The sequence below is a fragment of the Streptomyces sp. NPDC014861 genome, from assembly GCF_043081625.1.
In the GTDB taxonomy this organism is placed as follows: domain Bacteria; phylum Actinomycetota; class Actinomycetes; order Streptomycetales; family Streptomycetaceae; genus Streptomyces.
The window spans coordinates 509,428-528,579 of sequence record NZ_JBIBWV010000001.1 but is presented as its reverse complement, the minus strand read 5'-3'; the positions used below and the strand labels follow the sequence as shown (position 1 = coordinate 528,579).

Below are 19,152 nucleotides of genomic sequence, written 5' to 3'. Positions count from 1 at the left end.
TGAGCCGCGCCGAGGCCGAGGCGTGGCTCGCCGGGGCGGCGCAGCCCTCCGGACGGGACATCGGCGACGAGCGACTCGCCGCGCTGCCGCGCCCGGCGCCCCGCCCCTCGCCGAGACCGGGGGCTCCTGCTCCACCCCACCGAACCCCACCGCCCCGGCGTCGGCGTCCGCGAGGCCGTCAGCCCCGCGCGCGGCCCGACGCGGAGGTCGGCACGCTCTCCCCTACGGCAGCGCCCCCGCCCGCCGCGCCGCCACCACCGCCTCCAGGCGGGTGTGCGCCCCCAGCTTCCGCATCGCCGAGCGCAGATAGCCCTTGACCGTCTCCGGGCGCAGCCCGAGCCGCTGCGCCGCCACGGCGTTCGTCGCCCCGGAGGCGACCGCCGCCAGGACGTCCGTCTCGCGCGGCGTCAGCGCCACGCCCCCGACCGGGCCCGGCCGCCCCGCCGCCGACTCCAGCCGCCCGCACACGGCGAGCAGCCGGGTCCGCAGCTCCTCGTCGGCCACCCGCGGGGCGAGGGCCCGCAGCTCCCCGTGGGCCTGCCGCACCTCCTCCCACGACGGCCCCGCCGCCGCCGGCTCCACCGGCCGGCTCACCTCGTCCCGTACGGCCAGTGCCTGCTCGGCCAGCCGGCGCGCCTCGTCCCGTACGGCCAGCGCCTGCTCCACGTCCCGGGCCGCCGCCACCGCCGCGTCGAAGACCCGCTCGCCGAGCGGCAGCGCGTCCCGCAGCGCCCCGTACAGCACCCCGCGCACCTGCCGCCGGACGATCACCGGCACCGCGATCACCGACCGCAGGCCCTCCGCCGACACCGGGAGGTCGTACTCGTGGGTGATGTGCCGGGCCACCGGGTAGTCGGTGACCGCGCACGGCCGGGCCAGCGCCACGCACTTGCCGCCGAGGCCGTTGCCGGGGGAGACCGCCAGGCCCCGGAGCGCCGGGGTGACCGCCCCGTGCAGCTCGGCGATCCGCAGCGGCCGGCCGCCTTCCACCAGGCCGCCGAAGACCACCGGCAGCCCGCTGCCGCGCCGCAGCCGCAGCAGCGCCGTCCGCAGCTCCACCGCCTCGATCCGCTCGGACACGGAAGAACGTCCCTTCCCCCGCGCCTTCACCCCCGAACGGGGGTAGTGAGACCCGGGTCACCGATTACACGATGGGCGGGACCGGTCCCGCAACGAGGAGGACACATGACGGCCACCAGCGCGACGGAGGAGTTCCGGACCGCCCGGGACTTCCTGCTCCGGCACCGCGAGGACTACACGGCGGCCCGCGACGGCTTCGCCTGGCCCCGCCCCGACCGGTTCAACTGGGCGCTGGAGTGGTTCGACGTCATCGCCGAGGGCAACGACCGCACCGCCCTGCACATCGTGGAGGAGGACGGCTCGGAGACGAAGGTGAGCTTCGCGGAGATGTCCGCCCGCTCGAACCGGGTCGCGAGCTGGCTGCGCGCCCGGGGCGTCCGCGCCGGGGACCGGATCATCGTGATGCTGGGCAATCAGACCGAGCTGTGGGAGACCATGCTCGCCGCGATGAAGCTGCGCGCCGTCGTCATCCCCGCCACCCCGCTCCTCGGCCCCGCCGACCTGCGCGACCGCGTCGAGCGCGGCCGGGCCCGGCACGTCATCGCGCGCGCCGAGGACACCGGGAAGTTCGCCGAGGTGCCCGGCGACTACACCCGCATCTCGGTCGGCGGCGACGGGGCGAACTGGCTGGGCTACGAGCACGCCTCCCACGAGTCCGACGTCTTCGAGCCCGACGGCGCCACCCTCGCCGACGACACCCTGATGCTGTACTTCACCTCCGGCACCACCGCCCGCCCCAAGCTCGTGGAGCACACCCACACCTCCTACCCGGTCGGGCACCTGGCGACGATGTACTGGATCGGGCTCCGCCCCGGGGACGTGCACCTCAACATCTCCTCGCCCGGCTGGGCCAAGCACGCCTGGTCCAACCTCTTCGCCCCCTGGAACGCGGAGGCGACCGTCTTCATCCACAACTACACGCGCTTCGACGCGGGCCGGCTCATGGACGAGATGGAACGCCACGGCGTCACCTCCTTCTGCGCCCCGCCGACCGTGTGGCGGATGCTCATCCAGTCCGACCTCGGCCGGCTCGCCACCCCGCCGCGCGAGGTCGTCGCCGCCGGAGAGCCGTTGAACCCCGAGGTCATCGAGGCGGTCCGGCGCGGCTGGGGGGTCACCGTCCGCGACGGCTTCGGGCAGACCGAGACCGCCGTCCAGGTCTCCAACAGTCCCGGCCAGAAGCTCAAGGAGGGCTCCATGGGCCGTCCGAGCCCCGGCTACACGGTCACACTGGTCGACCCGGTCACGGGCCGCGCGGACGTCGAGGAGGGCGAGATCTGCCTCGACCTCTCCGCCCACCCGGTGGGCCTGATGAGCGGATACCACGGCGACCCCGAGAAGACGGCGGAGGCGATGGCCGGCGGCTACTACCGCACCGGCGACATCGGCAGCCGCGACGAGGACGGCTACCTCCACTACGTGGGCCGGTCCGACGACGTCTTCAAGGCGTCCGACTACAAGATCAGTCCCTTCGAGCTGGAGAGCGCCCTCCTCGAACACGAGGCCGTCGCCGAGGCGGCCGTCGTCCCCGCGCCCGACCCCCTGCGCCTCGCCGTCCCGAAGGCGTACGTCGTCCTCGCCGAGGGCTTCCCGCCCGACGCGGAGACGGCACGGTCCCTCTTCGCCCACTCGAAGGCCGTCCTCGCCCCGTACAAGCGGGTCCGCCGCCTGGAGTTCGCCGAGCTGCCGAAGACGGTCTCCGGCAAGATCCGCCGGGTCGAGCTGCGCCGCCTCACCGCCGAAGGCACCCCCACCGGACCGGAGTTCACCGAAGGAGACCTCGCATGACGGGACCGACGCCCACGGCCGGCACCAGCCGTACGGAGCTCTCCCACGCGCAGGGGGCCGCGGACCCCCCGCTCCTCGGCGACACCATCGGCGCCGATCTCGACCGGGCCGTCGCCGCCTGGCCCGACCGCGAGGCCCTCGTGGACGTCGCCGGCGGACGCCGCTGGACCTACGCCCAGTTCGGAGCCGAGGTCGACCGGATCGCGGGCGCGCTGCTCGGCAGCGGTGTCCGCAAGGGCGACCGGGTGGGTATCTGGGCGGTCAACTGCCCCGAGTGGGTCCTGGTCCAGTACGCCACCGCCCGCGTAGGCGCCGTCATGGTCACCATCAACCCCGCCTACCGCGCGCACGAACTCGCCTACGTGCTCCGCCAGTCGGGGGTCTCCCTGCTCCTCGCCTCGCTCACCCACAGGACCAGCGACTACCGGTCGATGGTCGAGGAGGTCAGGGGCGAGTGCCCGGAGCTGCGGGAGGCGGTGTACTTCGGCGACCCGAGCTGGGAGGAGTTCGCCGCCCGCCCGTCCGGAGGGCTCGTCCCCGAGCCGCTCTCCGCCGACGAGCCGGTGAACATCCAGTACACCTCGGGCACCACCGGCTTCCCCAAGGGCGCCACGCTCTCGCACCACAACATCCTCAACAACGGTTACTTCGTGGGCGAGATGATCGCCTACACCGAGCAGGACCGGATCTGCGTGCCGGTTCCGTTCTATCACTGCTTCGGCATGGTGATGGGAAATCTCGCGGCCACCTCGCACGGTGCCTGCATCGTCGTCCCGGCCCCCTCCTTCGACCCGGCCGCGACCCTCCGCGCCGTCCAGGAGGAGCGCTGCACCTCCCTCTACGGCGTGCCGACGATGTTCATCGCGGAACTGAACCTCCCGGACTTCGCCGCGTACGACCTCTCCTCGCTGCGCACCGGCATCATGGCGGGCTCGCCGTGTCCGGTGGAGGTGATGAAGCGGGTGGTCGCCGAGATGAACATGGCGGAGGTGTCGATCTGCTACGGCATGACCGAGACCTCGCCGGTCTCCACCCAGACCCGCCGCGACGACGACCTGGAGCGGCGGACCGGCACGGTCGGGCGGGTCCTGCCGCACGTCGAGGTGAAGGTGGTCGACCCGGCGACCGGCCTGACGGTGGAGCGCGGCACCGCGGGTGAGCTGTGCACGCGCGGCTACAGCGTGATGCTCGGGTACTGGGACGAGCCGGCGAGGACCGCAGAGGTCGTCGACGCGGGCGGCTGGATGCACACCGGGGACCTCGCGGTGATGCGCGAGGACGGGTACGTCCAGATCGTCGGCCGGATCAAGGACATGATCATCCGCGGCGGCGAGAACGTGTACCCGCGTGAGATCGAGGAGTTCCTCCACGCGCACCCGAAGGTCGCCGACGTGCAGGTCGTGGGCGTCCCCGACGAGCGGTACGGCGAGGAGATCCTGGCCTGCGTGATCCCCCGGGACCCGGCCGACCCGCCCACCCTCGACGAACTCGCCGCCTTCTGCCGCGACCGCCTCGCCCACTACAAGGTCCCGCGCCGGGTCGAGATCCTCGCCGATTTCCCGATGACGGTGAGCGGCAAGGTCCGCAAGGTGGAGCTGAGGGAGCGGTACGCGACCCCGGCCTAGGCAGCCTGTCGTCACACTCCCGTCCGCCAGGCGACGCCAGGCCTAGCCCACCGGCTTCCTCGCCAGTTCGCGGCGCATGCAGACGCGGGGCCAGGCCGCCAGGCCGTGGGCGGCCTCGGCGCGGCTGATGGCGCGCAGGCCGGCGGTGAGGTCCGGGTCGGTCTCGGCGAGAAGGCGGAAGCCGAGGCGGGTGTAGTACGGGGCGTTCCACGGCACTTCGGTGAAGGTCGTCAGGGTCAGGGCGGACAGGCCCTCCGCCCGGGCGGCCTCCGCCAGGTGCTCGATCAGCGCCCGGCCGACGCCCCGGCGGGCCGCTTCGGGGTGCACGGAGACCTGCTCGATGTGCGCGGCGCCGTCCACGGTGTCCGCGAGGAGGTACGCGACGGGCCGGTCGGCCCCGTCGACCGCGACCCAGGCCCGGCCCGCCGCCCGGTACCCCTCCAGGACGTCCAGCGGGAGGGGTTCGTCGTCGGCGACGGCCGTCATGCCGAGGGTGCGGAAGGGTTCGCCCGCCGCGCGCTCGATGGACTGGAGCAGCGGGAGTTCGGCCGGTGCGGCCGCTCGGATGCGCATACGCCAGTATGCGCCCGGCCCGGCGGGGGCCGGAGGCGAGGCGGTCCCGGCCCGGCTCGTACGGCCCGCCGGATCCGGCCCGGCGCGTGCCGTCAGCCGGGACCCAACAGGCCCCCGTCGCGGGAGAACCGGGGCAGGAACAGGGCCAGCGCCGGGTCGCCGTACAGCGCCACGTACAGCAGGACGAGCCGTCCGTCCGCCACCTCGTGCCGGTGCTCCGGCAGCGGGTGCCGCTCCCGCAGCTCGGCCAGGAGCCGGCGGGCGGTGCGGGTCGCGGGCGGCAGCCGCAGGAGGGCGAGGGCGGCGAGGAGGACGGGGACGCCCGGGGCCAGGACGGGCAGGAGCCCCGGCGCGTCCCCGGCGGCGGCCGCCGCGAGGAGTCCGGCCGCGAGCGTCGCCGGCGCCGCGGCCAGGAGGAGCCGGGCCGAGCGGTGCCGCCCCGGCGGGCGCAGCAGTCCCGCCCGTCCCAGCTCGGCCCGCAGCCCGTCCACGGCCCGCCGCACGTCGGGGCGCAGGGCCAGGGCGCGCAGGCCGAGGGCGTTGCGGAGCGAGCGGTGGACGCCGAGCCGTACGGGGTCGCGGGTCCGGCCGGGCCCGCCATTGGCCCGAACCGTACGTTTGCGTCCGGCCGCGACCGCGCCGTGCTGGTGCAGCGCCACCAGCGCGACGGTCACCGCCGCCCGGCGTCCGCCGCGCAGCAGGGCCAGCGCCTCCGGACCGGGCGGCGCCCCCGCCGGACCCGTACCGAGGCCCGGCCGTCCGGCGCGCAGCAGTACCGCCGCCGCGAGCAGTTCGACCCAGGCGGCCACGACCGCCGTCACCCACCACCACGTCCCCGTCCCCATCCCGTCCACCCCCATGGTGTTTCTGCCCGGGGGAGCGTGATCATCACGCGTGGATGGCCGGATCCGTTCGCTCGAAGGGCGAGGTTCGGTTCAGACGGCGCCGCCCGAGGTGAGTTCGTCGGCGGCGTTGTTCACGGGCTGCGGGGTGCCGGTGAGATCGAGGACGAAGAGCGGCAGCCCTATCTCGGCGGCGCGGGACCGCGCCTCGGGGGTGTAGCCGGCGAGCGAGAAGAAGATGCCGACGGCGGAGGCGCCGAGTCCGTTCAGCCACAGGCACTCGACGGCCCGCAGCCCGGCCGGCCGGGTGCTGGGGTCGACCTGGGCGACGAGCCCGGGCCCGCGCAGGTCCACGCCGGCGGAGTGCCGGTCGTCCGGCTGCACGATCTCCCGGAATCCGAGCCAGCGCAGGTAGGTGGCGGCCGCGGCGACCGCGTCCGACGCCGTCCGGATCGTCACCGGCCGGAAGGCGCCCCGGGCGGGGGCGGGCCGCGGGGCCGTCGGCGGCAGCGGGATGTGGGCGGGGTAGCGCTCGGCGAAGGACCGCGGCGGGTTCCCGAACCAGTCGGTGACGGGCGGGGCGGGCGCCGGGCCGCCGCGGGAGCCCTCCGGCTCCCGGTCCTCCCGCCCGTCCTCGCGTCGGTCCTCCCGCCCGTCCACCTGCGGATCCTCCTGCGGGGCGCCCTCCGGGACCTCCTCCGAGGTGTCCGGCCCGCTCTCCTCCCGGACCGGCTCCCGGGTCTCCTCCTCCGGGTCGTGTTCGCCCCGGCCCTCCGGGTCCCAGGGCTCCTCGTACCCGCCGCCCTCCCCGTGCCGGGCCCCTTCGCCCTCCGCCTCCCCGTCCTCCGCTTCCGCCTCCGCGTCCTCCGCCTCCGCCTCCTCGTTCCCGACCCGCCCGTCGGGGACGGCGAGGAGGCCGGCCGGGTCGGCGGCGGGCCCGGGGCCGGCGGAGTCGTCCGCCGCGGACGTCAAAGGGCCGTGCCGCTCGGAGCCGTACCCCTCCTCCCGCTCGCCCTCCGGTGCGGCGGGCACGGTCCCGGCCCCCGCCGTCTCCTCCGTCAGCGGTGCCACCGGGACCCGCAGCACCGCCCCGCAGGCACAGCCCAGCTCCGGCGTCGGCCACTGGTCCTCGCGGCCGCAGGCGCGGCACCGCACGGTGACCCACTCGTCGAGCCAGGTCCGGTGCCGGACCGACTCGGCGGTCGCGTCCGGGATCAGGCGCGGGGCGACCGGGCTCCCGCAGGGGCAGGGGTAGACGGGCGCCGCGTACGTATGGCTCCGCCGGCATTCCGGGCAGTGCACCGCTACCGAGTCACCCACTCCGAACCCCCTCTTCCCGTGCACGTCATCGTCCACCAATCCGGCCTCGCCGGGGTGCGACTTCGGCCACCGGGGAGGGCCCGCGGGTGCCCGTCTGGTGGGACCTCCCTTGACGACTTCCCGACCCCCACCTACATTGCTTCCATATAGCAGAACAGTTTTTCCGCATTACGGAAACAGGACCGGGCGGCCCGCCCGGCACCTGCGACCGACCGGCCGAGCAGGAGCACTCCCATGCCTCGTATGACCGCCGCCGCAGCGGCCGTTGAGATCCTCAAGCGCGAAGGCGTCACCAACGCGTTCGGCGTGCCGGGCGCGGCGATCAACCCCTTCTACCGCGAGCTCAAGAACGTCGGCGGCATCAGCCACACGCTGGCCCGCCACGTCGAGGGCGCCTCCCACATGGCCGAGGGCTACACCCGCGCCAAGGCCGGCAACATCGGCGTCTGCATCGGTACCTCCGGCCCCGCCGGCACCGACATGATCACCGGCCTGTACTCGGCGATCGCCGACTCCATCCCGATCCTCTGCATCACCGGCCAGGCTCCGGTCTCGAAGCTCCACAAGGAGGACTTCCAGGCCGTCGACATCGCCTCGATCGCCAAGCCCGTCACCAAGGCCGCCACCACGGTCCTGGAGGCCGCGCAGGTCCCCGGTGTCTTCCAGCAGGCCTTCCACCTGATGCGCTCCGGCCGTCCCGGCCCGGTCCTCATCGACCTGCCGATCGACGTCCAGCTGACCGAGATCGAGTTCGACCCGGAGACCTACGAGCCGCTGCCGGTCTACAAGCCGCAGGCCACCCGCGCCCAGGCCGAGAAGGCGCTGAGCTTCCTCCTGGAGGCCGAGCGCCCGCTGATCGTCGCCGGCGGCGGCATCATCAACGCCGACGCCTCCGACCTCCTGGTCGAGTTCGCCGAGCTGACCGGCATCCCGGTCATCTCCACCCTCATGGGCTGGGGCACCATCCCGGACGACCACGAGCTCGCCGCCGGCATGGTCGGCGTCCAGACCGCGCACCGCTACGGCAACGCGACCTTCCTGGAGTCCGACACCGTCATCGGCATCGGCAACCGCTGGGCCAACCGCCACACCGGCTACAACATGGACGCCTACACGGCCGGCCGGAAGTTCGTCCACGTCGACATCGAGCCCACCCAGATCGGCAAGATCTTCGCCCCGGACTACGGTGTCGCCTCCGACGCCAAGGTCGCGCTGGAGCTCTTCGTCGAGATCGCCAAGGAGTGGAAGGCCGAGGGCAAGCTCCCCGACTTCACCGCCTGGGCCGCCTCCGCGCAGGACCGCAAGGCCACCCTCCAGCGCCGCACGCACTTCGACGACATCCCGATGAAGCCGCAGCGCGTCTACGAGGAGATGAACAAGGCCTTCGGCCCGGACACCCGGTACGTCACCACCATCGGCCTCTCCCAGATCGCCGCCGCGCAGTTCCTGCACGTCTACAAGCCGCGCCACTGGATCAACTGCGGCCAGGCCGGCCCGCTCGGCTGGACCATCCCGGCCGCCATCGGCGCCGCGACCGCCGACCCGGAGACCCCGGTCGTCGCGCTCTCCGGCGACTACGACTTCCAGTTCATGATCGAGGAGCTGGCGGTCGCCGCCCAGCACAAGGTCCCCTACGTCCACGTCCTGGTGAACAACGCCTACCTGGGCCTGATCCGCCAGGCGCAGGGCAACCTGGGCATCAACTTCGAGGTCAACCTCGAGTTCGAGAACATCAACACCCCCGAGCTCGGCGTCTACGGCGTCGACCACGTCAAGGTCGCCGAGGGCCTCGGCGTCAAGGCGATCCGCGTCGAGGACCCGGCCAAGCTGGGCGAGGCGCTGGAGCAGGCCAAGAAGATGGCCGTCGAGTTCCAGGTCCCGGTCGTCGTCGAGGCGATCCTGGAGCGCATCACCAACATAGCCATGAGCAAGACCGTCGACATGAGCGACGTCACCGAGTTCGAGGCCCTGGCCACCGAGCCGGGCCACGCGCCGACCGCGATCAAGCCGCTCGCGGTCTGACCGACCGGACCCGCCCGCACCCGTCGTCCACGTCGACGGGTGCGGGCGGCTCCGCACCGGGGCCCCATCCCCGACACGACGTGCCCGGCAGGCTCCATCCGGCCGGGCACGTCGCCGTCGTTCCCCGGACGGGCCCCGCGGCGCTCGCCGTTCTGCCGGGGCCGGGCGGCTCGTACACTCACGAGGATGGAGGACCCCACGGCCACCGGAACCCGCCCGTCGCCCGCTGGAGCCGGGGGCCGTCCGGCGCCTGCCGGAATCGGGTCAGGTCCGGCGCCTGCCGGAATCGGGTCTCGTCCGGCGCCCGCCGGAGTCGCGTCAGGTCCGGCGCCCGCCGGAACCGGGTCCCGTCCGGCGCCCGCCGGAACCGGGTCCCGTCCGGCGCCCGCCGGAAGCGAGGCCCGACCGGACCCCGCCGGAACCAGGGCTCGACCGGATTCCGCCGGAATTCTGGCCCGTCCGGCGCCCGCCCTGCGGGAGTATGTCGACGCGTACGTCGGCTTCGACCTCCGCGGGCTCCCGGCGGGGGTGCACCGCGGCCCGCCGAGCCGCGCGCTCACCGCGGTCATCAGCCTGTCGGACCCGCTGGAGGTGGCGGCGGACGCCGACGACGGGTCGCCGGTCACCCGGTACGGCAGCGTGGCCGGCGGTCTGATGTGCCGGTCCGTCGCGATCCACCACGACGGACGCCAGTACGGCCTCCAGGTGTCGCTGACCCCTCTCGGGGCCCGGGCCGTCTACGGCATGCCCGCGGCCGAACTCGCCCACCGCCTGGTCCCCCTCGACGGGCTTCTCGGAGCGCACGCCGCCGAGTTGGCCGACCGGGTCCGCTCGGCGCCGACCTGGGCGGCGCGGTTCGCCGCGCTGGACGCGTCGCTCCTGAGCGCGGTCGGCCGAGCCGCCGGCGGCGCTCGCGGCGACGACGTGCGCGGGGTGCGCGGGATGCGACCCGAGGTGGCCGAGGCGTGGCGCCGCCTCGTCGCCGCGCGGGGACGCGTCCAGGTCGGCGCGGTCGCCGCGGAGCTCGGCTGGAGCCGCCGCCACCTCACCGAACGGTTCCGCGGCGAGGTGGGCCTGTCGCCGAAGACCTTCGCCCGGGTCCTGCGCTTCGAGCACGCGCACGAACTGGCCGCGGTGGGCGCCCCGCTCCCCTGGAGTGACGTGGCGGCCCGCACCGGCTACGCCGACCAGGCCCATCTCGTCCGGGAATGGCGCGAGTTCACGGGCCGGACGCCGACGGCCTGGCGTCGCGGCGAAGTCCTCCTCGGAGCCGGGTAGCCGCCGGCGCCGACCGTCCGCCCCTCGCGCCGGCTCCTCTTCCCATTTCTTCAAGACCGCCCGACCGCCGTCGAGGACGATCGTCGGCATGAGACTCGTGAATCACGAACGTCATGCCCTCGACCTGCGGACCACCCCCGTGCACCTCGGACGGGGATCGACGGCGAAGTCCGTCGAGGGCTTCGCCTGGGACCCGGAGGTGCTCCGGGCCTACAGCGCCGCGGTCGCGGCGGACGGCGCCGACGGCCGGATGGTGATGATCTTCGACGGCGAGGGGCCCGGCGACCACTGGGAGAGCCACCCCGCGGGCGACGAACTGGTCGTCTGCCTCAGCGGGTCCGTGACGGTCGTCCGCGCCGTGGACGGCCGGCTCGAACACGTCCCGCTCGGGCCGGGCGAGGCCACCGTCAACCCCGCCGGGGCGTGGCACGCGGTCGACATGGAAGGGCCGGCGTCGATCCTGTCCGTCACCGCGACCCTCGGCACCGACCACCGTCCCCGGACCGACACCCCGCCGACCGGACCCGCCGCCGTGCCCGGCCCGGGGGAGGCGCCGTGACGATCCGTGTCGCGTGCCTCGGTGACAGCATCACCCGCGCGCAGTTCAGCGTCGACTACCTGGACCTCCTCGAACGCCGCCGCCCTCCGGGGGACCTGCGGCTCGCCCGGTTCGGCGTCAACGGAGACTACGCCCACAACCTCCTTCAGCGCCTCGACGCGGTCGTCGCGGACCCGCCCGACGTGATCACCGTGCTGATCGGGACCAACGACGCCCGGGCGAGCCTCGCCGGCTACCCCGTCGAGCAGGCCATGAAGCGCAAGCGGCTCCCGGAACGCCCGTCGGCCGGCTGGTTCCAGCAGTGCCTCGGAGCCGTCGTCGCACGGCTGAAGGCGGAGACCGACGCGACGATCGCCCTGTTGTCGCTCCCGGTCCTCGGCCAGCGGCTCGACGGAGCGGCGGCGCGGGCATCGCGGGCGTACAGCCGGATGATCGCCGAGGTCGCCGCCGCCGACGGGGTGGCCCACCTGCCGCTCCACGAACGCCAGGTCGAGGAACTGCGCCGGGCGGACCCGCCGCCGACCCCGTACCGGGAGGCCACGCCCGCGGCGGTCATCGGCGTCCTCGCCCAGCGGGCGGTGCTGCGCCGCGGCCTCGACACGATCTCGCGGCGGCGCGGTCTCGTGCTCACGACCGACCACATCCACCAGAACAGCCGCGGCGCCGCGCTGATCGCCGAGGTCATCGACGCCGGCCTGCCGCCCCGGTCCGGCTAGCCGCACCTGTGCCCGCCCGTCGGTCAGGTCCAGGTCCAGGTCCAGGTTCGGGTGAGGAAGGCGGCCACCAGCGGGGCGATGTCGGGGAGGTGGTCCTCCAGCGTGTCCCATGCCCCTCGGCGCGAAGACGCAGCAGTCCTCACCTCGCCGCGGCTGACGTGTCAAGGGTGCGAGGTAGCGTGAGGGCATGGCCGACGTCGCTCGGCTGACCCTGGAGGGGGACCGCCTCCCGGGAGAGGTCCACGACGGAGCACCGGCCCGTGCGTGGACCGAGGAGAGGAGACCGTCATGCCCGCCGTGACCCGCCTGGTCACCCACGTCGAACTCGACGCGGAACACACCACCGAACGGCAGTTGAGCGTGTCGGCCCGGCTGGAGGCCGAACTCTCCGACGGGCGCGCCCTGGCCCTCCTCGACGACCGGGGCTGGAGCGTGAGCGGGCCCGCGGACCTCCGCGCCTTCCTGACGCCCGCCTCCGTCGAGGACGACGCCCGGACCGTCGTCGGCCCCGACGAACCCTTCGGCGACCAGACGCCGGAACAGGCCGCCGCCGCCCACTGGCGCGCGCTCGCCGACCGCCTCGCCCGCCGGGGCGTCGCCGCCGACCCGACGGCCCTCGCCGCCCTCCCGCACGCCGTCGTCCTCGGTGAACACCTCCGCGTTTGGGCGGGGTTCGACGCGGACTAGGCCGGGCCCCGGCGTCGAGACCGGTCCGTCCACGCGGCCGTACGAGCACCGCGCCGGTCTCCGTGACGGGACTTCGAGGCGGCGGCAGCACGTCGGCCCGGGCCGGACGGCCCCGCTCCCTCCAGGCGCTGCCGGCGGCCCCGTACCTGCTTCTCGTGGTCGGCACGGGGCTGCCGGTGGCGGTGACGGTGGCGGCGGCCGTCGCGGTGGGCTCGGTCGCCGTCACCGCCGCCCTCACCGCGGGGCTGTCGAGCGCTGCACCACGGTCTCCTCGCACGGGCCGTCGGCGAACAGCTTGAGCGCCTCCATCTCGTCCTTGTCGACCGTGAGGCCCCAGCGCAGCTTGGTGCCGACCCACTCGCCGACGTAGCGGCAGTAGGCGGCGTTCCCGTCCGGCACCCACTCGGCCGGGTCCTGGGTGCCCTTGGCCTTCTGGCTGCGGGCGGTGACGGCGACCAGGGTGGCCGCGGCTCCCTGGTCGTTGGCGAACCGGGCCCGCCGGGCGGGCGTCCAGCCGGAGGCGCCCGAGGCCCACGCCTCCGCCAGGGGGACGAGGTGGTCGACGCGGAGCAGCGCCGGGTCGGTGACGGTCTGGCCGTCGTAGTACGAGGTCCACCTGCCGCCGGTCAGCGCGCAGGCGGCGCCGGTGGCGGGCGCCTCGACGGCCTCCGTGAGCAGCACCTCGGCGCGGGTGTCGCAGTCGTCGGCGGTGTCGAGTCCCTTGTCCCAGTGGGCGAAGGCGGATTCCGCGTACCCCTGGGAGTCCTCGGTGGCCTCGGTCAGCTCGGCGAGCGCGTCCGGGAAGAGCTGGACGCCGGCGGAGGCGGCGGGCGCGGGGGCGGCGAGCGGGGACAGGACGAGGGCGAGCGGGACGAGCCCGCGCATCAGGTTCTTGATCACGTACTGCTGGATAGCGCCGGGACCGGGGCGCACGGGCGGCGAATCGCGGTGCGCTCCCCCGAGCGGGTGCGGATCTTCACCGCAGAAACGATGCGCTGGTACCGGCGTGCGGGACGACGAGAAGAGCGCGGAACCAGGGACCGTAAACCTGGTTCCGCGCTCTCGTCTGGTGACCGCCCGACGGCACGAGGCTGGCGCGACAGGACGTTCGCACCGCCGGGCGGAGTCTGTGTGCTCCCCTGTGCGGGGAGGGCGTTGGGACCGCGGCGGCTCCGGCGGACGCTTCGGCCGGTCCCTTCCTTCAGGTCTGGAAGGGGGGCCTGGCGTCCTGGCCACCGCACTGGCTCGGAGCCGCCGCGGTCCTCACGCTGTCCATGAACACCGACCACCCCTCATCCGGGCCGGTGTTCCGGACGGCGTACGACATTGACCTCCCGTCAGATGTCGTACGCGGTCTGGGAATTCGAGAGGATCAGTCCTCGCGCAGGGCGCGGACGGCCTCTTCGACGCGCTTGCCGTAGTCGGCGTCGGCGGCGGCGAAGTGGGCGAGGTTCTTCTCGATGACGTCCTCGCGGGACACCTGGGAGAGACCGCCGGCGATGTTGGCGACCAGACGGGTCTTCTCCTCCTCCGACATCAGGCGGTAGAGCTCGCCGGCCTGGAAGAAGTCGTCGTCCTTGGTGTGCTGCGGGGCGGCGTGCGTGCCGGTCCAGCCGTGGATCGCGAGCGGCGCGGAGAGCGGCGTCTCGGTCTGGGCCGGGCCCTGGTACGAGTTGGGCTCGTAGTTCTTGTCGTGGCGCGAGCCGTTGCGGGTGGCCATGGCGCCGTCCCGGCCGTAGTTCTCGGCGACGGTCGCCTTGGGGGCGTTCACCGGGAGCTGGGTGTGGTTGACGCCGAGGCGGTAGCGGTGGGCGTCCGCGTAGGCGAAGAGGCGGCCCTGGAGCATCTTGTCCGGCGACGGGCCGATGCCCGGGACGAAGTTGTTCGGGGAGAACGCGGCCTGCTCGACCTCGGCGAAGACGTTGTCCGGGTTGCGGTCGAGGACCATCCGGCCGACGCGCTGGAGCGGGTAGTCGGCGTGCGGCCACACCTTGGTGAGGTCGAACGGGTTGAAGCGGTACTCGGCGGCCTCGGCGGCCGGCATGACCTGCACGTACAGGTTCCAGGACGGGCTCACACCGCGCTCGATGGCCTGGAGCAGGTCCGTCTGGTGCGAGTTGGCGTCCGAGCCGACGACCTCGGCGGCCTGCTCGGCGGAGAGGGAGCGGATGCCCTGGTTCGTCTTGAAGTGGTACTTGACGAAGAAGGCCTCGCCCGCCTCGTTGGTCCACTGGTAGGTGTGCGAGCCGTAGCCGTTCATGTGACGGTACGAGGCCGGGATGCCGCGGTCGCCCATGAGCCAGGTGATCTGGTGGGTGGCCTCGGGGGCGTGCGCCCAGAAGTCCCAGACGTTGTCCGCCTCCTGCTTGCCCGTGAAGGGGTCGCGCTTCTGGGAGTGGATGAAGTCGGGGAACTTGATCGGGTCCTTGATGAAGAACACCGGGGTGTTGTTGCCGACGAGGTCGTAGTTGCCCTCGGCGGTGTAGAACTTCACCGCGAAGCCGCGCGGGTCGCGGACCGCGTCCGCGCCGCCGAGCGAGTCGGCCACGGTGGAGAAGCGGATGAAGAGCTCCGTCTTCCGGCCCACCTCGGAGAGGAAGTCGGCCTTCGTGAAGCCGGTGACGTCGTCGGTCACCTCGAAGTAGCCGTACGCGCCGGAGCCGCGGGCGTGCACCACGCGCTCCGGGATGCGCTCCCGGTTGAAGCGCGCGAGCTTCTCCAGCAGGTGCTGGTCCTGGAGGAGGAGAGGGCCGCCGACGCCGGCGGTGGCGGAGTTCTGGTTGTCGGCGACGGGGGCGCCGGACTCGGTCGTAAGCACGCGCTGCGTCATTTGTCGGGGCGGCCTTTCCGTACAGGATCCTGCTGACGATGCGGTGGAGCGTAAATTCGCTCGGAACACCGCGTCAACAGTTTGTTGAAAAAGAAGTGTGGTGTTCCGGTCGGCGGCGGCGCCTGGGCGCGACAGGACAGGTGTCAGCACCGCCGCCGACCGGAAATCTGGGGCCCCGCCGAGGCGGGGCGCCGGCTCAGACCTGCGCGCCGGAGAGGCGCTCGACGGCGCGGAGCAGGGCCGAGTGGTCCAGGCCGCCGTCACCCTGCGCGCGCAGCGAGGCGACGAGCTGGGCGACCACGGCGCCGACCGGGAGGGCCGCGCCGACGTTGCGGGCGGCGTCGGTCACGATGCCCATGTCCTTGTGGTGCAGGTCGATCCGGAAGCCGGGCTTGAAGTCCCGGTTCAGGAAGTTGTCCTTCTTGCGGGTCAGCACGGTCGAGCCGGCCAGACCGCCGTTGAGGACGTCGAGGGCGGCCTGGAGGTTCACGCCGGACTTCTCCAGGAAGACCACGGCCTCGGCGCACGCCTGGATGTTCACGGCGACGATGAGCTGGTTGGCCGCCTTGACCGTCTGGCCGGAGCCGTGCGGGCCGCAGAGGACGATGGTCTTGCCGAGGGCCTCAAGGATCGGGAGCGCCTCGTCGAAGTCGGCCTGCTCGCCGCCGACCATGATGGAGAGCACGGCCTCGATGGCGCCGGCCTCGCCGCCGGAGACGGGGGCGTCGATGACGCGGATGCCCTTCTCCTTGGCGTTCTTGGCCAGGTCGACGGAGGTCTGGGGGGTGATCGACGACATGTCGATGATCAGCGCGCCCTGCTTGGCGTTCTCCAGGATGCCCTCGGGGCCGTAGGAGATGGCCTCGACCTGCGGGGAGGCGGGCACCATCGTGATGACGACGTCGGCGTCCTTGACGGCGTCCGCGATGGAGCCGGCCGAGGTGCCGCCGGCCTTCGCCAGACGGTCCAGCTTGTCCTGCTCCAGGGTGAAGCCGGTGACCGAGTAGCCGGCCTTGATCAGGTTCTCGGACATGGGGGAGCCCATGATGCCGAGGCCGATCCACGCGATCTTCGGAAGGTTGCTGCTCATGAGGGTGCCTCTCAAAACAAGGTCGTACGGGGAGGGGGCCTGCGTCAGCGGGCCGGGCGGGCCTCTGCGGCGAGCCATTCGAAGGACGCGGCGGCGTCGGCGGCCTTGTACTCCAGGCCGACCCAGCCGTCGTAACCGGCCTTCTTCAGCTCGTCGAGCAGCTGCTCCAGGGGGAGCTCGCCGGTGCCCGGGGCGCCGCGGCCCGGCTTGTCCGCGATCTGGACGTGACCGGTCTTCGCCGCGTACTCGGCGATGACGGCGCTGACGTCCTCGCCGTTCATGGCCAGGTGGTAGATGTCGAGGAGGAACTTGGCGTTGCCGAGCCCGGTGGCCTCGTTCACCTTGTCGACGACCTCGATCGCGGAGGGGGCGCTCACCAGCGGGTAGAGCGGCGACTCCGGCTTGTTCAGGGTCTCGATCAGCAGGATCGCGCCGACGCGGTCGGCGGCGCGGGCGGCCAGGACCAGGTTCTCCAGGGCGAGGGCGTCCTGGACCTCCGGGTCGACGCCCTCGACGCGGTTGCCGTAGAGCGCGTTGAGCGCCTTGCAGCCGACCGAGGCGGCGAAGTCCGCGGCGACGTCGATGTTGGCCTTGAAGCGGTCGGACTCCTCGCCCGGGACCGAGACCGCGCCGCGGTCCGGGCCGGGGAGCTGTCCGGCGTAGAAGTTCAGGCCCACGAGCTGGGTGCCGGCGTCCTCGAGAGCCTTCTTGAGGGCGTCGAGCTCGCTCTGCTCGGGGGTGGCGGTGTCGATCCAGGGCCACCACAGCTCGACCGCGGTGAAGCCCGCCGCGGCGGCGGCCGCGGGGCGCTCCAGGAGCGGGAGTTCCGTGAAGAGGATCGACAGGTTCACATCGAAGCGCTGGTCCGTGTATCCCATGAGGGGTGGCGCTCCTTCCGTATTGCGGAAGTCATTTTCTGTCTGACGGAATGTTGCAAGTCCGTGGCGGTGCTTGTCAAGGGCCGACGCCGACTCCGGGGCTCCCCAGCTGCCCGAACGGCCCGTAGCGTGGGGGCATGGTGCGTTTGAGAGTGGAGTTCACGACCGAGCCGTTCGACCTCGACGAGGCGCCGGCCCACGCGGTCGTGGCCCGTGAGGTCATCCAGTCCGCAGAACTGGACGCCGTCGATGTCGGCCCCTTCGGCAACACCGCGGAAGGTGGCGCCGACGCCGTCCTCACCGCCGTCGACGAGCTGCTGCGCAAGGCGCTCGGTGCCGGTGCCACCCGGGTCTCGCTCCAGGTCAATGTGATCGGTGAGGGCGGGGAGGACGCGAAGTGACCGAGCATCCCTTGGCGGCGGCGGTGAAGCCGCTGGTCGACGCGATGGGCGCGCAGGTGCTGGAACCCGCGCAGGCCGCGGCCGACGACGTCCTGCTGTCCTGGGACGGGGAGGACGTCCTCGCCGTACGGCTGCCGCAGCTGTCGGACTCCCTGGACCACATCCTCGCGGCGATGGAGCGGCGGCACGGGATGCCGCTGTCGGAACTCGACCGCAGATCCAAGCAGGAGGTGGTCCGGGTGCTGGAGGCGCGCGGGGCCTTCTCCGTGCGGCACGGGGTGGAGACGGTGGCGGGGGCACTGGGTGTCAGCCGCTTCACGGTCTACAACTACCTGAACCGGGAGACCGCCCTGAACAGGGAAAAAGGCACCGAGAACGCCTAGTTGATCAAGGCTGGCCACAAGCCGTCGTCCGCATGTCGGGACGACGGCTTTTGTGTCACCGAGTTTTCAACAAAGTGTTGACGTCGTGTTGCCGAGGGCGTTAGCTATCCGCAGCCCGTCCGACGCACAGCGAAAAACAGCCACGGAGGCTTCCCGTGACTTCAGGTACGACACCGGGCCTCACCCGGTTCAACACCTCGGCGGACAGCGAGGCTCTCGCCGCGCTCCACGAGGTGTGCTCCAGTTCGGCGTGGGGGAGCAAGCTTCTCGCCCAGCGCCCGTACACCACCGCCGAAGCCCTCTTCCTCGCCAGTGACGCCGCCATGGCCGAGCTGACCGCCGAGGACCTGGCCGAGGCGATGGCGGGCCACCCGCCGATCGGTCGTCCGAAGGAAGGGGATGCCACCTCCACCCGCGAGCAGAGCGGGATGGCCGGCTCCTCCGCCGAGCTCAAGGCCGAGATGCTCGAACTGAACCTGGCCTACCAGGACCGTTTCGGCCACGTCTTCCTCATCTGCGCCACCGGCAGGACCGGCGAGCAGATGCGCGACGCGGTCAAGGACCGGATCGGCAACTCGCCCGAGCAGGAGCGCGAGATCGTCCGCGCAGAACTGGGCAAGATCAACCGCATCCGGCTCACCCGTCTCGTAGAGGAAGAGAGCGCCGCATGAGCACCGACACCACGGCCTCGGTGTCCACCCACATCCTGGACACCAGCATCGGACGCCCCGCGGAGGGCGTGGCGATCACCCTCGCCGCCCGCGCCGGCTCCGACGCCGCCTGGGTCGCGCTCGGCGGCTCGGCCACCGACGCCGACGGACGGTGCAAGGACCTGCCGGCCCTGCCGGTCGGCACCACCCACGTACGCCTCGACTTCGAGACCGAGGCGTACTTCCTGAGCAAGCAGAACCAGCAAGCCGAGGCGCAGCAGGACGCCCCCGCGAATCGGGACAGCGGTCCGGAGGGTGCTTTCTTCCCGGAGGTGGCGATCACGTTCGCCGTCAAGCCGGGCGAGCACTACCACGTACCGCTGCTGCTCAACCCGTTCGGCTACTCCGTTTACCGAGGGAGCTAGCAGAC

At 72.9% G+C, this 19,152-nt stretch carries 19 protein-coding genes; 11 read left to right on the top strand and 8 right to left on the bottom strand.

The features are described 5' to 3' along the window. Positions 1 to 222: 222 nt before the first annotated feature. Entirely contained in the window at positions 223 to 1,080 is an 858-nt protein-coding gene (locus tag ACF1BN_RS02305; protein WP_392329687.1) for a LuxR C-terminal-related transcriptional regulator, read from the bottom strand. A gap of 105 nt (positions 1,081 to 1,185) precedes the next feature. Between ACF1BN_RS02305 and ACF1BN_RS02300 the strand changes: the two genes are divergently transcribed. Next, complete coding sequence (locus ACF1BN_RS02300) at positions 1,186 to 2,868, top strand: AMP-binding protein (protein ID WP_392329686.1); 1,683 nt, start codon at positions 1,186 to 1,188, stop codon at positions 2,866 to 2,868. Then, positions 2,865 to 4,493, top strand: a complete 1,629-nt coding sequence (locus ACF1BN_RS02295; RefSeq protein WP_392329685.1) for an AMP-binding protein — start codon at positions 2,865 to 2,867, stop codon at positions 4,491 to 4,493. The genes ACF1BN_RS02300 and ACF1BN_RS02295 overlap by 4 nt, the downstream gene beginning before the upstream one ends. 42 nt (positions 4,494 to 4,535) lie before the next feature. Here the strand turns inward: ACF1BN_RS02295 and ACF1BN_RS02290 are convergent, their stop codons facing one another. The 3 genes from ACF1BN_RS02290 to ACF1BN_RS02280 form a co-directional block, all read right to left on the bottom strand. Continuing rightward, positions 4,536 to 5,066 carry a GNAT family N-acetyltransferase gene (locus ACF1BN_RS02290; RefSeq protein ID WP_392329684.1) on the bottom strand — a complete coding sequence of 177 codons (531 nt, stop codon included), beginning with the start codon at positions 5,064 to 5,066 and terminating at the stop codon, positions 4,536 to 4,538. A gap of 92 nt (positions 5,067 to 5,158) precedes the next feature. Then, positions 5,159 to 5,911: a TIGR04222 domain-containing membrane protein gene (locus ACF1BN_RS02285; RefSeq protein ID WP_392329683.1), complete on the bottom strand. Its 753-nt coding sequence runs from the start codon at positions 5,909 to 5,911 to the stop codon at positions 5,159 to 5,161. Between the two features lie 90 nt (positions 5,912 to 6,001). Then, positions 6,002 to 6,568 carry a hypothetical protein gene (locus ACF1BN_RS02280; RefSeq protein WP_392329976.1) on the bottom strand — a complete coding sequence of 189 codons (567 nt, stop codon included), beginning with the start codon at positions 6,566 to 6,568 and terminating at the stop codon, positions 6,002 to 6,004. 894 nt (positions 6,569 to 7,462) lie between these two features. On the opposite strand from ACF1BN_RS02280, the gene gcl reads away from it, so the two are divergent. The 5 genes from gcl to ACF1BN_RS02255 all read left to right on the top strand — a co-directional run bounded on the left by gcl (position 7,463) and on the right by ACF1BN_RS02255 (position 12,490). Beyond that, entirely contained in the window at positions 7,463 to 9,250 is a 1,788-nt protein-coding gene (gene gcl / locus ACF1BN_RS02275; protein ID WP_392329682.1) for a glyoxylate carboligase, read from the top strand. 447 nt (positions 9,251 to 9,697) lie between these two features. Beyond that, positions 9,698 to 10,528 carry a helix-turn-helix domain-containing protein gene (locus tag ACF1BN_RS02270; protein WP_392329975.1) on the top strand — a complete coding sequence of 277 codons (831 nt, stop codon included), beginning with the start codon at positions 9,698 to 9,700 and terminating at the stop codon, positions 10,526 to 10,528. Positions 10,529 to 10,616: 88 nt separating this feature from the next. Then, a complete protein-coding gene (locus ACF1BN_RS02265; protein WP_392329681.1) occupies positions 10,617 to 11,087 on the top strand; it encodes a cupin domain-containing protein in 471 nt (156 codons plus the stop codon). After that, the gene (locus ACF1BN_RS02260; RefSeq protein ID WP_392329680.1) at positions 11,084 to 11,803 is read left to right on the top strand and encodes an SGNH/GDSL hydrolase family protein; all 720 of its coding nucleotides are present in this window, start codon (positions 11,084 to 11,086) and stop codon (positions 11,801 to 11,803) included. Before ACF1BN_RS02265 ends, ACF1BN_RS02260 begins: the two co-directional genes overlap by 4 nt. 288 nt (positions 11,804 to 12,091) lie before the next feature. Further along, positions 12,092 to 12,490 (top strand): hypothetical protein, encoded by a 399-nt coding sequence (locus ACF1BN_RS02255; RefSeq protein WP_392329679.1) that lies wholly within the window; start codon positions 12,092 to 12,094, stop codon positions 12,488 to 12,490. A gap of 234 nt (positions 12,491 to 12,724) precedes the next feature. Here the strand turns inward: ACF1BN_RS02255 and ACF1BN_RS02250 are convergent, their stop codons facing one another. The 4 genes from ACF1BN_RS02250 to ACF1BN_RS02235 all read right to left on the bottom strand — a co-directional run bounded on the left by ACF1BN_RS02250 (position 12,725) and on the right by ACF1BN_RS02235 (position 17,288). Continuing rightward, positions 12,725 to 13,390, bottom strand: a complete 666-nt coding sequence (locus ACF1BN_RS02250; RefSeq protein ID WP_392329678.1) for an HNH endonuclease — start codon at positions 13,388 to 13,390, stop codon at positions 12,725 to 12,727. A gap of 472 nt (positions 13,391 to 13,862) precedes the next feature. Further along, a complete protein-coding gene (locus ACF1BN_RS02245; RefSeq protein WP_392329677.1) occupies positions 13,863 to 15,320 on the bottom strand; it encodes a catalase in 1,458 nt (485 codons plus the stop codon). Between the two features lie 196 nt (positions 15,321 to 15,516). Continuing rightward, positions 15,517 to 16,410 (bottom strand): 2-hydroxy-3-oxopropionate reductase, encoded by an 894-nt coding sequence (locus ACF1BN_RS02240; protein WP_392329676.1) that lies wholly within the window; start codon positions 16,408 to 16,410, stop codon positions 15,517 to 15,519. 44 nt (positions 16,411 to 16,454) lie between these two features. Continuing rightward, positions 16,455 to 17,288, bottom strand: coding sequence for a TIM barrel protein (locus ACF1BN_RS02235; protein WP_392329675.1), 834 nt, complete (start codon positions 17,286 to 17,288; stop codon positions 16,455 to 16,457). Positions 17,289 to 17,428: 140 nt separating this feature from the next. Between ACF1BN_RS02235 and ACF1BN_RS02230 the strand changes: the two genes are divergently transcribed. The 4 genes from ACF1BN_RS02230 to uraH all read left to right on the top strand — a co-directional run bounded on the left by ACF1BN_RS02230 (position 17,429) and on the right by uraH (position 19,147). Then, positions 17,429 to 17,689 carry a hypothetical protein gene (locus ACF1BN_RS02230; protein WP_037881565.1) on the top strand — a complete coding sequence of 87 codons (261 nt, stop codon included), beginning with the start codon at positions 17,429 to 17,431 and terminating at the stop codon, positions 17,687 to 17,689. 44 nt (positions 17,690 to 17,733) lie between these two features. Beyond that, positions 17,734 to 18,072, top strand: a complete 339-nt coding sequence (locus ACF1BN_RS02225) for a helix-turn-helix domain-containing protein (RefSeq protein WP_392329974.1) — start codon at positions 17,734 to 17,736, stop codon at positions 18,070 to 18,072. A 155-nt stretch (positions 18,073 to 18,227) separates the two neighbouring features. Continuing rightward, positions 18,228 to 18,743: a 2-oxo-4-hydroxy-4-carboxy-5-ureidoimidazoline decarboxylase gene (uraD, locus tag ACF1BN_RS02220; RefSeq protein WP_376602253.1), complete on the top strand. Its 516-nt coding sequence runs from the start codon at positions 18,228 to 18,230 to the stop codon at positions 18,741 to 18,743. Next, entirely contained in the window at positions 18,740 to 19,147 is a 408-nt protein-coding gene (gene uraH, locus ACF1BN_RS02215) for a hydroxyisourate hydrolase (protein ID WP_392329674.1), read from the top strand. The genes uraD and uraH overlap by 4 nt, the downstream gene beginning before the upstream one ends. Positions 19,148 to 19,152 lie beyond the last annotated feature (5 nt).

What these genes read in the sequence shown, in the direction of transcription:
- ACF1BN_RS02300 (WP_392329686.1), top strand. Translation starts at nt 1,186, where the DNA reads ATGACGGCCACCAGCGCGACGGAGGAGTTCCGGACCGCCCGGGACTTC.
- ACF1BN_RS02295 (WP_392329685.1), top strand. Translation starts at nt 2,865, where the DNA reads ATGACGGGACCGACGCCCACGGCCGGCACCAGCCGTACGGAGCTCTCC.
- ACF1BN_RS02290 (WP_392329684.1), bottom strand. Translation starts at nt 5,066, where the DNA reads ATGCGCATCCGAGCGGCCGCACCGGCCGAACTCCCGCTGCTCCAGTCC.
- ACF1BN_RS02285 (WP_392329683.1), bottom strand. Translation starts at nt 5,911, where the DNA reads ATGGGGACGGGGACGTGGTGGTGGGTGACGGCGGTCGTGGCCGCCTGG.
- gcl (WP_392329682.1), top strand. Translation starts at nt 7,463, where the DNA reads ATGCCTCGTATGACCGCCGCCGCAGCGGCCGTTGAGATCCTCAAGCGC.
- ACF1BN_RS02265 (WP_392329681.1), top strand. Translation starts at nt 10,617, where the DNA reads ATGAGACTCGTGAATCACGAACGTCATGCCCTCGACCTGCGGACCACC.
- ACF1BN_RS02255 (WP_392329679.1), top strand. Translation starts at nt 12,092, where the DNA reads ATGCCCGCCGTGACCCGCCTGGTCACCCACGTCGAACTCGACGCGGAA.
- ACF1BN_RS02245 (WP_392329677.1), bottom strand. Translation starts at nt 15,320, where the DNA reads ATGACGCAGCGCGTGCTTACGACCGAGTCCGGCGCCCCCGTCGCCGAC.
- ACF1BN_RS02240 (WP_392329676.1), bottom strand. Translation starts at nt 16,410, where the DNA reads ATGAGCAGCAACCTTCCGAAGATCGCGTGGATCGGCCTCGGCATCATG.
- ACF1BN_RS02235 (WP_392329675.1), bottom strand. Translation starts at nt 17,288, where the DNA reads ATGGGATACACGGACCAGCGCTTCGATGTGAACCTGTCGATCCTCTTC.
- ACF1BN_RS02225 (WP_392329974.1), top strand. Translation starts at nt 17,734, where the DNA reads ATGGGCGCGCAGGTGCTGGAACCCGCGCAGGCCGCGGCCGACGACGTC.
- uraH (WP_392329674.1), top strand. Translation starts at nt 18,740, where the DNA reads ATGAGCACCGACACCACGGCCTCGGTGTCCACCCACATCCTGGACACC.